Source organism: Singulisphaera acidiphila DSM 18658, assembly GCF_000242455.2.
GTDB classification, from domain to species: Bacteria; Planctomycetota; Planctomycetia; order Isosphaerales; family Isosphaeraceae; genus Singulisphaera; species Singulisphaera acidiphila.
On the sequence record NC_019892.1, the window covers coordinates 8293915 to 8309505 of the forward strand.

Annotated in this window: 11 protein-coding genes; 7 read left to right on the top strand and 4 right to left on the bottom strand. The window is 63.1% G+C overall.

Going from position 1 to position 15591, the window contains the following annotated elements; all coding sequences use genetic code 11:
• The first annotated feature begins 84 nt into the window (after positions 1 to 84).
• The 6 genes from SINAC_RS32305 (at position 85) to pckA (ending at position 8302) form a co-directional block, all read left to right on the top strand.
• The gene (locus SINAC_RS32305; protein ID WP_015249751.1) at positions 85 to 864 is read left to right on the top strand and encodes a phosphopantothenoylcysteine decarboxylase domain-containing protein; all 780 of its coding nucleotides are present in this window, start codon (positions 85 to 87) and stop codon (positions 862 to 864) included.
• An 83-nt stretch (positions 865 to 947) separates the two neighbouring features.
• A complete protein-coding gene (locus tag SINAC_RS32310) occupies positions 948 to 2969 on the top strand; it encodes an ArnT family glycosyltransferase (protein WP_015249752.1) in 2022 nt (673 codons plus the stop codon).
• 610 nt (positions 2970 to 3579) lie between these two features.
• On the top strand, positions 3580 to 4638 hold the full coding sequence (locus tag SINAC_RS32315) for a DUF1559 family PulG-like putative transporter (RefSeq protein ID WP_015249753.1): 1059 nt from the start codon (positions 3580 to 3582) through the stop codon (positions 4636 to 4638).
• Between the two features lie 74 nt (positions 4639 to 4712).
• Positions 4713 to 5714, top strand: a complete 1002-nt coding sequence (locus tag SINAC_RS32320; RefSeq protein WP_015249754.1) for a DUF1559 domain-containing protein — start codon at positions 4713 to 4715, stop codon at positions 5712 to 5714.
• Between the two features lie 251 nt (positions 5715 to 5965).
• Positions 5966 to 6397 (top strand): hypothetical protein, encoded by a 432-nt coding sequence (locus SINAC_RS32325; RefSeq protein ID WP_015249755.1) that lies wholly within the window; start codon positions 5966 to 5968, stop codon positions 6395 to 6397.
• 291 nt (positions 6398 to 6688) lie between these two features.
• Entirely contained in the window at positions 6689 to 8302 is a 1614-nt protein-coding gene (pckA, locus tag SINAC_RS32335) for a phosphoenolpyruvate carboxykinase (ATP) (protein ID WP_015249756.1), read from the top strand.
• 69 nt (positions 8303 to 8371) lie between these two features.
• On the opposite strand, the gene SINAC_RS32340 is transcribed toward pckA, so the two are convergent.
• The 3 genes from SINAC_RS32340 to SINAC_RS32350 form a co-directional block, all read right to left on the bottom strand.
• Positions 8372 to 8845, bottom strand: a complete 474-nt coding sequence (locus SINAC_RS32340; RefSeq protein WP_015249757.1) for a hypothetical protein — start codon at positions 8843 to 8845, stop codon at positions 8372 to 8374.
• Positions 8846 to 9001: 156 nt separating this feature from the next.
• Entirely contained in the window at positions 9002 to 10822 is a 1821-nt protein-coding gene (locus SINAC_RS32345; protein ID WP_015249758.1) for an RNA polymerase sigma factor, read from the bottom strand.
• A gap of 307 nt (positions 10823 to 11129) precedes the next feature.
• Entirely contained in the window at positions 11130 to 12530 is a 1401-nt protein-coding gene (locus tag SINAC_RS32350; protein ID WP_015249759.1) for a DEAD/DEAH box helicase, read from the bottom strand.
• Between the two features lie 400 nt (positions 12531 to 12930).
• On the opposite strand from SINAC_RS32350, the gene SINAC_RS32355 reads away from it, so the two are divergent.
• Positions 12931 to 14040, top strand: a complete 1110-nt coding sequence (locus SINAC_RS32355; protein WP_015249760.1) for a glycosyltransferase family 4 protein — start codon at positions 12931 to 12933, stop codon at positions 14038 to 14040.
• Between the two features lie 162 nt (positions 14041 to 14202).
• Here SINAC_RS32355 and SINAC_RS32360 read toward each other — a convergent pair whose 3' ends face one another.
• Entirely contained in the window at positions 14203 to 15519 is a 1317-nt protein-coding gene (locus SINAC_RS32360; protein ID WP_015249761.1) for a glycosyltransferase family 4 protein, read from the bottom strand.
• Positions 15520 to 15591 lie beyond the last annotated feature (72 nt).

The window sequence follows — 15591 nt, forward strand, 5'->3', positions numbered from 1 at the left end:
GTCGTCGCACTCGAATCGCGATGGACCACAAAAACAAAGCTAGCCCGCATCAGAGATTCCAGCAAGAGAGGAGAGTCAGGGCCGATGAACGTGGTTGTGACCGGCGGAGGAACGATCGCACCGATCGATGACGTCCGCCACCTTGCCAATGTCTCGTCGGGCCGGTTCTCGGCAATGATCGCCGAGGCCTGCCTCAAACACGGGGCGTCGGTCTGGCACCTCCACACCCCCGCGGCGCAACTTCCCTACAGCCGCCTGGCGCGATTTGATCTCAATACGACCGACCCCGAGGCGGAGCAAGCGCGCCTCGCCAAGCTCCATCGCGAGTGGCGGACCGTCGCCGACCGGCTCCACCTCGTCCCTCTCGCCGAGGGGACCGTCGCCGACTACGCCGCCAACCTGGAACGCGTTCTCCTCGAGCAATCGATCGACGTCGCCTTCCTGGCGATGGCCGTCTCCGATTTCGAGCCCCGGCCAATTCCGGGCAAGCTCAACTCCCAGGCCGAGTCAATCATCATCCACGCCCTGCGGACCCCGAAAGTGATCCAATCGGTCCGCGACTGGTCCCCCAGCGTCTTCCTGGTCGGCTTCAAACTCCTCTCCCGCGTCCCCCTACCCGACCTGCTCGCGGAAGCCGAGGCGGCCTGCCTGGCCAATCGCGCCGATCTGACCGTTGCCAACGACCTCCAAACCCTCCGCGAAGGGCGGCACACCGTCCACCTCGTCCGCCCCGGGCATCCAACGGAAACGCTACAACCGGGAGCCACACTTGCGGACAGGCTCGTCGATCGAGTCTTCTCGCTAGCCGAGCAGCGGCCGACCTCAACACCACAATCGTCGCTTCGCAAAGCCGCGGGCGGCTGAGATTCTCTCTTTTGCCCAGTGATGAAGCGCAGCTCCGTTTCCAGCCCCAGGACGGATTCCCAATGATCTTCAGGTAGACCCAAATGAGCCGAGCCCCGACCTTGCCGATGGGACACGAACCCTCTCGTCCAGGCCGCGTGGGCGAGATCGGCTGGCCGTTGGCGATTGTCCTTCTGAGCCTGGTATTGCGAGTCACCGCGGTCCGCGACTTCGTGGGGCACCCGCTCGGCCGGCTCCCTTGGGTGGATGAGGGGGCCTATTGGACCCGGGCGCAAGCGATTCTCAACGGGGCATGGTTCCCCGACCGGCCGTTCTATCAGGATCCCCTCTATCCTTATTTGCTCTCGGGCTTGATGCGGGTGGTTGGGACGGAGGTCTCGAGTCTTCGGGTCGCGCTGGCCTGTCTCGGCGCGATCACGCCGCTGGCGGTCTACGGAGCGGGACGCCTCGGTTTCGGACCGGTTGAGGGGAGGGTGGCCGGCCTCCTTTGCGCGACGTGCGGACCCTTGATCTTCACTGACGGGCTGTTGGAAAAGGAGAGCCTGGCCGCTCTCGGAGCGGCGACAGCGCTCGGTCTGACAGCGTGGGCCGCCAAGCCAGGCGGCCGGGCTGGGAGAGCGACGGGGCCAGGTCTGGCCTGGGGAATCGTCAGCCTCCTCCGCGCCAATGCCCTCGTCCTCGCCCCTCTCGGTGCCATCTGGTGGGTTCTGGCATTCCCCAACAACGTGACCGCAGGCCGCCGAAGGGCCAGGGCCCTGTTTTATCTGCTCGGGTTCGCGCTCGCCATCGCGCCCGTCACCATGGTCAACGCTGTCGTCTCCCGGCCGACCGAGCTGATCCTGACCACCTGGCAAGGGGGCGCCAACTTCTACATCGGCAACGGCCCCGAAGCCACTGGGACTTATGTGGCGCCCCCTTTCGTCGAGGCGAACCCCGCGCATGAGGCGGACGATTTCGCCGAGGAGGCCACCCGCCGCTCCGGCCGGCGATTGAGCCACTCAGGCGTCTCCCGGTTCTGGCTCGCCCAAGGACTGAAACGTTGGCGTGACGCCCCAGCCGCATCGCTCCGTTTACTCGCGAACAAGATCGGCCTGCTCGCGCATGACTTCGAGATTCCCGACAACCAGGACCTCGAATTCGTCCGCCTTGTCGCGGCCCCCCGCCTGTCCTGGGGAGTCATCAGCTTCGGCACTTTGCTCTCATTGGCCGCCCTCAGCCTGGGCCTGGGGCAAGAAGGGCGAACACCATTCTGGAGCTTCCTGATCCTCTCCACCTGGGCGGGCCTGGGAACGACCGCTCTCTTTTTCATTGTGGGACGTTACCGGATCCCCTGGCTTCCAGGCCTGGCGCTGCTGGCCGCAGCGGGGACGGTCGACATGGGCCGCCGACTCGCTCGACGGCAATGGCGAGGGATTGGCTGGCGAGTCTGCCTGCTCGTCCTCCCGATCGCCGCCCTCGCATGGCGGCCCATGGTCGATCCGACCCCCGATCGTTGGGGCCACGCGGAAATCGAGCTGGCCTTGGCCTATCTGGCCGAAGGCCGCCTCGAACCGGCGATCGACGCCCTGGACGACGTCCGGGCGATCGGCGAAGGTCCCAGCGGTCGGGTCGCGACCCTACTGGCCGAGGGACCTGTCCACGACCGCATTGCCGCTCTCGTCCTGAATCGCCTGAACATGGCCCGCTACGCAGAAGAGATCCCGCAAATCGTTCGCGCACGCTGGCTCAGGCAGCTTCCCGAGACCCGAGCGGAGAGCCGGCGTAGGCTCGAGGCACTCCTTCTCTCCCATCCCAATGACCCCACGGTTCGACGGGAATGGGGAGCCTGGTGGCTCGGCGAGACGAACGATCCCGATGCGCGCCGCCACGCCAAGGACGCGCTAGCACAAGCGATCCAGGCTCCCGGCAGCGATGCCTCAGCCGCAATACTCCTCGCACTTCTCACCTCAGACCGCCTCCCCCTCGCAGGCCTCACCTTGAATCGCCCCGCTCCACTCAACGATCGGGTCCGGCTTGCCCTGGCGATCGTTGCTTCTCGTTCTCGGCCCGGGACGCGCCTCCAAGAGACCGGAATCCAGCGAAACCGGCCACCCAAAGCATCGTAACGGCAACAGCCAAAAGCGACCCTTCGCCATTGGACCACGCTGCGCTTTATCTCGGTGACCCGTTCCAGAAACCGGGAGGTGATTGTCGGATTGGGCCCTTAGCCCCAAGATTCGACTTATCCCCTATTGTCCTGAATGGCTCCTTCATAAGATCCACCAGTATCAAACCAATGCCTGCTCGACCTCGATATCCTCGCTCCCGTTCCATAAACACATCACGGGAGTCTACTAATTCTTTCGTATTTTACTCCCCAGACTGGGCAATGATCAGTGCACAACACATTTCGAAAAGTTCGGTACTATTTGCCTTGAAAGTCATCTCGATCCTCTCTATCCTAGATCATTCAAGGAAGATCCAGCCTGTCCCACTTTGATCGTGTAGTCCATTTTTAAAATATCAGACCTGAGACAACGTCTCAGCACGTCGTAGCACATTCGTGTTCCGCCGTGGCGGATTTCTCCGATTCCAGAGCGATCCAACGATGTGTTGGTTCTCTCGGAGGGGGCTCCCTCCTGGAATTTTCTCGCTGGATCCTTCCTAGATCAGTGCAGTTTTGCTCATTTCATTCGATTCGTTTATCAAAATGAACGAGAGGGGAGAAAAGCCATCATGTATCGTCGTGGATTCACGTTGATCGAGCTCCTCGTGGTGATCGCGATCATCGCAGTCCTGATTGCACTACTCCTGCCGGCAGTCCAGGCAGCCCGCGAAGCGGCACGGCGGGCCCAGTGCGTCAACAATTTGAAGCAGCTTGGCATCGCCATGCACAACTACCATGACATCAACGGTTCGCTTCCCATGGGGTCGGGAAACTGCCTAACCACAGCGCCCGGGACCTACACTTCCAAACAAGGGATCAGCGCTCACGCGGCACTCTTGCCCCAGTTGGAGCAGAATGCAATCTACAATTCGATCAACTTCAGTTGGGGAATCGATGAAAGTGCGGCCCCCCAGTATCAAATTCAGAGCACGGCAATGAATGCCCAGGTCGCGGCCTTTCTCTGTCCCTCCGACGTGAATTCGGCCGAGGCCTACATCAATTGCAATAACTACTTCGCCTCCGTCGGCACCACCTCCAACCTGACGAACTCGAACACGTCAACTTGGCCCGCCCCCCCGGTCATGGCGAGCCTGACGACGACCGGCTTATTCGCCTACCAGCGAGTCTGCGGGCTTCGAGACATCCTGGATGGAACGTCGAACACCATCGCGTTTGCCGAGTCGACCGTGGGAAACCCCAAAGCGATTCTAGGCCAGATCAACATCGGCATCACGAGCATCGGAGGCGCGGCTGCCGGCCAGCTTGCCGATGGCTGGAGCAATCCCAACGCGGTCATCACGGCTCTGGCGGCATGCGACACGGCCTGGCAAAGCCGTGCAGGTGCGGTCGACACCCAGCGTGGGAAGAACTGGATCCACGGCTCGATGGCCTTCACGCTGTTCAACACATTGGCCATGCCCAATGCCTCGAAGTGGACTTACTGCTCCAGCAATACCTCAGGGTCGGCATCGACCTTTAGCGAGGCCGACAGCTACCACTCCGGAGGGATCAACGCCCTGATGGGTGACGGCAGCGTCAAGTTCATCAAAAACTCCGTCAATCGGAATACGTGGTGGTCCCTCGGAACCAAGGCAAACGGCGAGGTGATCAGCGCCGACGCCTATTGAGTCTCGTTCTCCGTCCCGAGATTCGGACCGCACGCAATTCATCAAGATTTCATTTTTTATCGGAGCCCATGAACATGATGCGGCGAGGTTTCACGCTTATCGAACTTCTCGTAGTGATCGCCATCATCGCGGTTTTGATTGCTCTGCTCCTGCCGGCCGTGCAGGCGGCGCGCGAGGCAGCGAGGCGGAGCCAATGCTCCAACAACCTGAAACAGTTGGGGCTGGCCCTGCACAATTACCACGAGGTCGGGGGAACCTTCCCTAGCGCTCGACCGGGCAACGACATCGGCAACAACGATTCAAATGCCATGAGCCTTTGGGTCTCCGTCTTGCCACAACTCGAGCAGCAGTCTCTTGTTAATGCCTGGAACTTCCAGCTCACCTTCAACGATCCGGGCGTCAGTGGCGTCTACGCCGCCTCGTGCATTCCGCTGGCGCAGACCACCGTCTCGTCGACCACGCTGGCAGTCTTCGTTTGCCCGAGCGACATCCGGCAGCAACCTTCGTTTTCCACGACGAATTCGGGACGCAACGACATCCCCCACGTCGCGAACCTTGCCCCCTCCTCGTACTCGTCGTGCGCAGGATCGCTCGGAGGCGCCAACTCAGGCTCTGATTCCTATGGCCCATATGCCACGCCCGACATCAAGCACAACAACAACGGCTTTGCCGACTACGGCGTGCCACATCGCATCCGCAGCTTCATCGACGGCACCAGCAACACCTTCGCAGTCGGCGAGACGACCTACGACAACGACGGTTCCTGGTATGGCACCCAGGTCGGCAATTGCTCGGGCGCCAAGAACCAGTTCAATGTCTGGACCATCACACTGCGACTCGGCTCGAACTTCCGGACGACCCGGAACCCGCTGAATACCTTGCCCGGTACCGGGTTGTCGTCAGGGGGTAATCCCTGTGGAATGAACAACGCTTTCGGAAGCCGCCACTCGGGCGGAGCCAATTTCCTCTTCGTCGACGGCTCAGTCCGGTTCATCAAGAACTCGATCAACCTCGCCACCTACCAAGCCCTCTCCTCACGTGGGGACGGCGAAGTCATCAGCTCCGATAGCTATTGAGGAACGTGTCGACGGATCCGTTTCATCAACCGGCTCACTCCCAATCGGGAGCGACCAGCGCCTCGACCCGAACAACCAAAAGGGATTCGCCTCCGGCTCGCGCTCTGCGCGAGCCGGAGTGCAGATCCACCACGGTTTCTGAGATCTCGATTTCAGCCCTACCGGCGCCACGTTCGCGTTCGGGAAGTGGGCGCACGGTATTGTCCGACCGGATCAAGTCAAATGAGCCGTGAAACGGCCAGGGGAACGATATGAAGGCGTTGGTGAGTTGGTATGACCATCGAGGTTTCGTGCTGGTATCGGCGTTGGTCTTGGTCACCATTTCAGGCTGTGGAGGCCGAGACAAGGATGAGCTACCAGCGGTCGCCGCAGCCGGTAAAGTGACCTACAAGGGCAGCCCCGTGAGCAAAGGGACGATGTATTTCCTGCCTGACAAAGGACGTCCCTCGACCGGGATCATCAAGGACGGCAGTTTCACCCTCACAACCTACACCGACGGCGATGGCGCCGTCGCAGGCAAACATCAGGTCGGAGTCCTCGTGACCGAGGAAGTGCCGACGAAGGGGGGAGACTTCGTACCGAAATATCTCATTCCCGAGAAATACTCCCAGCCAGAGAATTCCGGCATCGCGATCGACATTCCTCCCGCCGGCAACACCAATATCCAGATCGACATTAAATGATTCCATGATCTTGGCGGTTGAGACTCCACCTGCTCGGCCGCCAAAGAGCAACAACCTTCCGATCGATCTCCGGCGAGCCTTCAAACAGGCTCGCCGAATCCATGCGCTGAAGATACCGACGGGTCCGAGCCAGCCCGTACGCACCGGAATGCCGTGAGGGAAGGATCATCATGGTGAACGGCCACTCTTGCCGAACCGCGCGGGCCATGTTACGAAGGATAATGAGGCGAGGCAGAGGCACGGGAGGCCCCGCCCGTTATGGTTTGTCACCCTCGAAGGGATCAAGGCTCGATGGACGACCCATCCGATCGAACGGCGGCCGATGCGGGTCGTCTGACCCTGGACAAGCAGGGATGGCGCGGCGTTGGGGTCCAGCACTGGAACGCGTCGCAGGCCGTGCTCGCCGAGCACGCCCTGAGCCGCGGTGAAGGGGAGCTGTCGGACCAAGGGGCCCTGGTTTTCAAGACCGGGAAGTACACCGGCCGGTCCCCGAAGGACAAGTTCATCGTCCGAGAGCCATCGAGCGAGTCCGAGGTCGACTGGGGCGAGGTGAACTTCCCCTTCGAGCCCGACCGGTTCGATGCACTCCATCGCCGTGTGCTCGAACACTTTGAGGGACGTGAGGTCTGGATTCAGGACTCGTTCGGGGGGACCGATCCCACCCATCGCCTGCCGATCCGGGTCATCTGCGAGCGCGCGTACCACGCCTTGTTCGCCCACCAGCTCTTCGTCCGACCCACAGCCGAGGAACTCGCCAGTCATCGGCCCGCGTTCACGATCATTGCGGCCCCCGACTTCCAAGCGGTCCCCGAGCGGGACGGCACGCGGAGCGAGGTCTTCATCGTCCTGAACTTCGCGAAGCGGCTGGTGTTGATCGGGGGGACTCAGTATGCAGGGGAAATCAAGAAGTCAGTCTTCTCGATCCTCAACTACTTGCTCCCGCGCCAAGGGGTGCTTTCGATGCACTGCTCGGCGAATGTGGGCGAAGCCGGCGACGTCGCGCTCTTCTTCGGGCTGTCGGGCACCGGCAAGACGACCCTCTCCGCCGATCCCATTCGGGCTCTGATCGGCGACGACGAGCACGGCTGGGGGGACGACGGCGTCTTCAACTTCGAGGGAGGCTGTTACGCCAAATGCATTCGCCTTGACCGGCTCAACGAACCCGAGATCTATGAGGCGATCCGGTTCGGCACCGTGCTCGAGAACGTCGTGCTCGACCCCAAGACCCGAGTTCCCGACTTCGCCGATGCTTCGCTGACCGAGAACACGCGCGCGGCCTATCCGATCGAGTCGATTCCGAACCACGTGCCAGGGGGACAAGGGGGGCATCCGAGCCGGATCATCTTCCTGACCTGTGACGCCTTCGGGGTTCTCCCCCCTTTGTCCCGACTCACGCCCGAACAGGCGATGTATCACTTTCTCTCCGGCTACACGGCCAAGGTCGCCGGGACGGAGCGCGGGCTCAGCCAGGAACCGTCGGCCGTCTTCAGCGCCTGCTTCGGCGCTCCCTTCATGACCCTGCCGCCGAATCGCTACGCCGACCTGCTCGGCACCAAAATGCGGCGGCATCACGTCGAGGCCTGGCTGCTGAACACGGGTTGGACCGGCGGCGGCCACGGTCAAGGGCGTCGGATCGCACTCCGGCATACCCGCGCGCTGGTTGACGCGGTCCTGGGCGGGACGATCCGCGACGCCTCCTACGCGGTCGATCCGATCTTCGGCCTCGAGTATCCAAAGACCTGCCCCGGTGTGCTCACCGAGATCCTCGACCCACGCACCGCCTGGCCCGATCCAACCGCCTACGACACCCAGGCGTCTCGACTCGCCCAACTGTTCCGCAAAAACTTCACGCGGTTCAACGACGTCGAGCTCGCCATCCAAGCCGCCGGTCCGCGTGAGATTTAAAAGGTGAGCAGGACTTAAACCGGGAATCTCGCTCGCCGAAAAGGCGAGCGAAGATCCGACCAAAACCCTTTACTGATGCGAGTTCGCTTCTGAAGGCCACGGAGTCCCTACCGTACTCGGACTCGGGAACTGGCCCCCACGGGCCGAGCCTTCGAACCACGGAATCCGATTCACAGCCCGGCTGGCGCCCTCGGCCGGTGGCTTCCAGGTGGTGAGGACATGTTCCTCTCCCCCTTCAATCGAGAAGTTCTCGGCGTAAAGCACCGTCGCGCCCCGCGTCATCGTGAGCCGATGCGCTCCGGCGGGGAGGTCACAAACAAGCGGCATGTGAATGGTTTCGCCGACCTGGAACATCTGGCCGCCGATGTTCACGGCCACGTTGGGCTCGGTCACGTGAACAACGGCGGTCCCGGTCCGGGGCCCTGCCTGCAAGGCGACCCAGCAGAGCACGACCCCGCCGCAGATCCAACCGCCGAGATGGGCGAGGATCTTGCTCGTTAAGAATCCAGAGCTGGGCCGCTGGGGGAGCGTCTGGAGGATCATCTACAGCTCCTTATCATGAAAATTAGTCGAAGGCGGACGAAGAACCCCCTCGGCACATCAGGGCTGAGGTCGAACCACAAACGTTGAGACGTAGCAGGGCCAGGGTTCTGAGGGGCCCTGGCACCCGCTGACATTGACTCCTCGCCTTCGCGCCCCTCAGCGCGGGGCGGCGAGGATCAGTTCTCCGAGGTTGCCGGCATCAAGCACTTTCATACCAGTCCACTGAGGCCCCCAGTAAACCCACGCGAGACGAGCGAATGCAGGCTCGTCCATCCCTTGCGACGACGTCGCGGGGACGTCTTTGTCGGCCACCGCCAGGTCAAAACCGATCCGCTTGCCTCGCTCCAAGCGAGTGGGCTGGTCGGGATACCGGTCGAAGGGCTGGATCGCCCACTCGTAGGTCGTAATGTCCCCGACGCGGCGGAACGCCACCCGCGTCCTGGTCTTCTTGACATCGCCGGAGATCACAACCGGGTTCGTGTTATGCGGCGTCCCGTAGATCTTCCCCGAGCCCGGGATGGCGATATACTGCTGGACAGGAAGGTCCGCGAGGCCAACGTGCTGCCAAACGGGGTTCGCGAACTGACCCGAGAACTTCTGCTCGCTCCTGAGGCCGTCGATGTAGACCTCGACGGCGTCGGTGTCCATATGGCTGGTGTGACCGACGACAACCTTGTCGTCACGGACAACCACAGCCAGGTAGATGAGCTGTTCCTTCAGGTTGTAGCCAACCGAAAACGCCGGACTCAAATCCGAGCCGCCTGCGGGCGGGCGGAATCCACTCGCCATGAAGAGCTTACGGACCGGGTAGCGAATGATGTCCTCGGGCCAATCCGCGAGGTCACCATCGACCTTAATGTTCTCGAGAGGAAATGCCAGGGCGACCGAATCACGTTCGGGAAGATCGTTGCCAGCCAGTGGATCCAGCTTCGGCGCGGAGGGAGGCGTCTCCGGCTCGGGATAGGCACTGACCGGCGGGACCGGCTTGGGTGCGGCCACGATTTCCGGGACGGGTACGGCTTCGGGGGCGGGGTCAGGTGCGACTGCGACCACGGGTTTTGTGGGCTTCACGGGGACCGGACGGTGCAGGGACGGCCCGAACTGTACCGCGACTCCGGCGATTGAGGCCGTGGCCAGGCCGACGCCACACAGGGCGAAAGTGAACTTGATGCCGGCCCAGGACATCGCCTTCAAAGTTGCGCTGGCCAACGCGATGACAGACTCGGAAATCGCATTAGGGGCTGGAGACTTACCTGCGGCAGCGAGCAGAGTGGCGCGAGGCAGCGTGCCGATCAGCATGGCGGGGATGGCCGCATCCTCCCGGGGCGCGAGCCCAGCCGTCACGGCCCCCACGGGCAGCACAAACCCTCGGCGGGACAGACGGGACCGCAAGAGCTCTCGGGCCCGGCAGAGCCGCCCCCGAACCGTGCCGGACGGCCAGTCGAGGGACACGGCGGCCTGGTCTTGCGACAGGCCCTCAAGGTAGCAGAGCACGACCACGGCGCGGTATTTTTCCGGAAGCCGGCAGATCTCTTCATCGAGGACCGCTTGCTCAGCCAGGAGCCCGCCCGCCGAGTCGTATTGCAACTCCTTGATGAGCGTGGCGGCCCGGCGCTCGTGGGTTCGCCGTCTGGCCACATCGACCTTCGCCCGCGAGGCGACACGATGCGCCACCCCGTAGAGCCAACTCGCCACCGAAAAGCGGTTCCGGATCGATCCGGCCTTCCGCACCAAAACAAGGAACGTGGCCTGAAAGGCGTCCTGGGCATCGTGCTCGTCGTTCAAGACACCCCGGCAGACGCGCAGAACCATCGGTCCGTGCCGGCGGATCATCGCTGCGAACGCGGCCTCGGCGGTCGGACCGGGCCCGGACCGGAACTGTTCCAAGAGCTGGCCGTCGGTCCAATCACCGACCACACCGGTCTCGAACAGCGTTTCCAGGTCCCGCACGGTCCCACTCGTCAGTTTCGCCGCCATCCGCTCTCCCTCTCCCGTGCTCTGTCTCCATCACCAAGTAGTGCCACTGGAAGGCGAGACTGCTACACTTTTTTTTCGCGGCGGCAATGAATTTATTGGGGATGTGGTCGAGAGAATCGCAGTGAATAGACCAGGTCCGAGCCCGATTCCACGCCAGAGAGCCGACGCTTCCCCGCTCGCCTTTTAAAGAATGCGAAATCCGAGTTGCATCATCCCAATCAATCAAAAAAAAGAGACCCACACACAAGAGGCTTCCCTCTCGCGTGCGGGTCTTCTTTTGAGCGTTCAAATCGCAGTGAGCTTAAGCTCAACCGCGGCCCGCACCTTGGGGTTCGCGATCGCGGCGACGGCGGACTCCCTGAGACGAAGAGACAGCGCGACGCGGGAACCGGCCGCTGCCGTTTCCATTGCCGTTTCCGTTCCCATGGCCATTGCCGTTGTTGCCATGGCCATGACCGTTGCCGTTCCCGTTGTTGTGCCGGGGACCAGGACCGCGTCGGAAGCCACCTTGGCGGGGCTGAGGGCGGAAGTAAGGTCGGGGCGGAGCCGGAACTCCCTCGACCTGGTCGGCCTCCAACTCACGCGAGATGCAGCGCTCGATCTGGTCGAGCAGCTTGCCCTGGTCGGGCAGCACCAGGGAGAAGGCGACACCGTCGCTCCCCATCCGGCCCGTACGGCCGATCCGGTGAACGTAGTGGGTCGGATCCTCGGGCAGGTCAAAGTTGATGACGTGCGAGACCCCGCGAACGTCGATGCCACGGCCGACAACGTCGGTCGCGACCAGGATCGTCAGCCGGCCCGATCGGAACCCCTGGAGGACCCGGTTCCGCTGCGCCTGGCTCAGGTTGCCGTGCATCGTGTCGGCGAGCAGCCCTTCAGAGCGGAGCAGCATGCCCACCCGGTCGGCTCCCCGTTTGGTCCGACAGAAGACGATCGCTCGCGGCGCCGCCTCACGGCGAAGCAACTTGATGAGCAGCTCGAACTTCCGCTCAGCAGCCACCATCAGGTACAACTGGCGGATCGCCGGAATCGTCGCGTCTTCGTCCTCACGGATGAGACGGACGTCGACCGGATTGACCAGGTAGGTCTGCGCCAGGTCGCGAACCTCGGGAGGCATCGTTGCCGACAGCAACAGCGTCTGCCGGGTCTTCGGCACCGACTTGAGAATCGTCTCAACGGCCGGCCGAAATCCGATGTCGAGCATCTGATCGGCTTCGTCGAGGACGACCACCTGCACCTTGTCGAGCCGGATCGCGTGGCGGGCCATCAGGTCCATCAAGCGGCCGGGGGTGGCCACAACCACCTGACAGCCCGCGCCCAGCATTCGCTGCTGGCGAAGGATCGGCTCACCGCCGACCACCGCCACACCTCGGACACGCCGGCCGTAGGAAAGCTTCTCGAACTCACGGCTGATCTGGATGACCAGCTCACGCGTCGGAGCCAGGATCAATGCCTGCACCCGACGGTCATTTTCGTCGACCTTTTCCAAGATCGGGACCAAGAACGCGGCCGTCTTGCCCGTTCCCGTGGGGGCATTGCCCAGGCAATCGCGGCCCGCAATCGCTTGAGCGATCATCGCTTGCTGAATCGGGCTCGGCTCCTTGAAGCCAGCGCGATCCAAGGCCTTCAACGTCAGCTCGCTGACACCCAGCGCGGGGAACCCCTCGGTTGTTTCGGTCGTCGAGGTCCCGATCGTCGTCTTCTGCAAACTTAACTCCTTCTCACCCCGACTTGTGGCGCGGACGGGACAACCCTAGCGGTTATCCGTTCTCGGACGCGGCTTGCGTAGTTGTCGGCCTTGTCGCGCCAAAGAAGTCCGCCCCGGCAACAAACCGGATGCGAAAAGATGAGACAGCGCAAAGAGACCAACGGGCAGATGGCTCGCGAGGTAGGATCTCGGCCTCAAGCCGGTGGGGTGTACCCTTCGTTTTTTTTCCAACCGAAGGATTGTAGCATGCTCAGTCAAAGAGGCGAACCGCAATTTCCCAATCCGCTCGGATTCCCCAAAAGAGCCAAGATCTGACCCGTCCGGCAGGTTCGGCTGGCGATTCGTGAGGAAAACTGGACAATCCGAGCGGAGAACACCCAAGCCCAAGGAGCCCAAGACGATGCGCCTGGTGATCGATGGCCAGCGGCTCACTGCGGAGCGAACGGGAGTGGGTCGCTGCCTCGAGAGCCTGCTCGCCGAATGGGCGCTGACCGGCCTCCCCTTGGCGGAGACCCTGGTCGTCCTTCGCGACCCTGGGGGACGGAACCGGGTTCCCCTGATCGACGGCCTCAGCACCAAGGTGGTCGGCGAGCGATGGTCGGGCCTCGCCTGGGAATGGTTCGGGCTCGCTCGCGAGCTCCGTCCCGACGATTTGCTGTTCGCTCCCGCCAATCTCGTGCCCTGGCCCTGGCGCGGCCGGACGGTCCTGGTAATTTATGACACCCTGCCTTGGGTCGTGCCGGAGAGCTTCCCTCGGCTCGTTCGCTGGCGATTCGGCTGGCGTTACCGTCTGGCTGCGCACCAGGCCGACCGGATCCTCGTCCCTTCGCAGGCGACCGCCCATGACGTGGCCCGCGTCCACGGCGTTCCGTCGGAAAGGATCCGGGTGACCTATCCCGGCCCCGAACCCGAGTTCCGCCCCTTGGCCCGCGATTCCCCCGAGGTCATCGAGGCGCGCCGACATGTTGGCGTAGAGTCGTCTCCCTATTTTCTCTTTGTCGGCAAACGGTCGCGACGCCGCAACGTCCCCGCGATCCTCCAAGCGTTCGCCAGCCACCGCCAGGCTCACCCAGGCCACCGGCTCGTCTTCGTCGGCCCCGACGACCCGGGCGATTTGCCGGGCCCAGCCGACGGCACGATCCGTGCGGGGCATGTCGCGGAACCAATCCTCCGCAGCCTCCTGGCCGGGGCCATCGCCCTGCTCTACCCCTCCGACTACGAGGGCTTTGGTCTGCCCGTCGTCGAAGCGCTCGCCAGTGGCTGCCCGGTCGTAACGCTCCGCAACAGCGCCCTCGTCGAAGCCGGCGGGGACGCCCCCTGGTATCTCGACTCGGCCGACGCACCTGCCCTGGCCGTTGCCTTGGAGACGCTCTCGACCAGTGAGGAGGAGCGGCGGAAGTGCATTGCCAGAGGCTTCGATCACGTCGCGCAGTTCAGCCGATCCCAGTTCGCACGCGAGGTCAAGGACGAACTCATCAGGGCCGCGTCCTCTTCTCTCATCAGCACGTAACTGCTGATACACTAACGGAGAATTGGCTCGACATGGCTATCCTCCTCCTCGCCCGTTCGCTCCAATCGAAAGACAAAGAGAGTTGACGCTCCCTACTCGCCGGGAATTTGAAGTTCGGAGGCAGGCGAAAAACCTCAACGTCCTGTCCCTTTCTCTTCCCAATCACCGAACCGGCTCAAACGCCTCCTCGGGGACCAAAACCGGCTCCTGCCGCCTGACGGCGGCCACGGCCTGCGAGAGCGCGGGGCCGGTTCGCTGGCGTTGACGATGGCGTTGCTGGTGCTCGTCGATCAAGGCGAAGTAGCGGTCGATATGCTCGGCCTCGGACCAGATCCCGTGCCGGGCTCGATGCCCGTTCTCGCCCAGGGTCCGTCTCAGCTCGTCGTCGCTTGTGAGTTTGCCCAGAGCCTCGACCAGCCCGTCGGGAGAGTCGAAGACAAGTCCGCCGCCGCTCTCGGCAACGAGTTCGGGAAGAGCCCCAAGATTACGAACGACCACCGGGGCCCGCTCGGCGAAGGCTTCGAGCACGACATAGCCGAAGGTCTCATAGACCAGGGAAGGAACCGCGACGGCGCGTGCCCCTCGGAACAAGGCCGCGACATTGGCAGCGTCGAGTCGGCCCTCGAAGAGGACGTTGTCGAGGCCGCGTGCCTGCTCCCTGAGCTCGGCCTCATACTGGCCCGATCCCGCGATCCGGAGGTCCAGCCCGGGCAGTCGTCGCATCGCCTCGATCACGTCCTGAAACCCTTTGATCTTCTCGAGCCGACCGGCTGCGGCCACGTAAGGCCGGGCATGCGTTGGGGTGGGCGCGGACGGCAATCCCGTATAGTCGTGCGGCAAGAAATAGGGCAAGTGCGTCATCCTGGCCACGATTCCCCGCCGCGCGTGCTCACGACGGGTCGACAGGCTGGGGCAGATGAGCGCATCGAGATGGCGGAGCGAGCGGTCCAGGAGCGGAGTCATACGCCAAAGCTGAGGCGGACGGAGCGACTTAACGCAACAGCGGACGCATTCGCTCCGCTCGCAGACGCTCTGATCGTGCTTCCAGAGAACGTGTAGCGGACAGACGAGCCAATGCTCGTGGGCCGTCATGAACTTGAGGGCGCCCGGGGCGGGGATCTGGAGCAGCCCGGGGCCGCCGATCAGCGAGAGGTTGTGAAAGTGGACGACGTCCGGGCGAATGTCACGCAAGAGGCGGCCGATCGCCCGGGCCTTGAACAGCGGGCGACCCGTCTGATGCGTGGACAAGGGGGACAGTACGCCGGCCCGACTCTCGAGTGGGTGGATCTGAACGCCCGGGGGAGGGGAATAGGGGCGAGGGGTCTGGTCACCGCGCGACGCCTCGAAGGCGTCGCGACAGTGGATCACATGAACCTCGTGCCCCTGCCGCGCTAGGGCTCGCGACAGCCGATCGACGAAGGCGGCGTCGCCTCCAAAGCTCTGGCTGCCGAAGAAGGTTGTGAGCATGCAGAATTTCATGGCGGCTTCCTCCGAACGTCTCGAGAAACCAGGGCCTTGGTCCCTACAAGGGCCTGATCTCCAAAGGGGGAC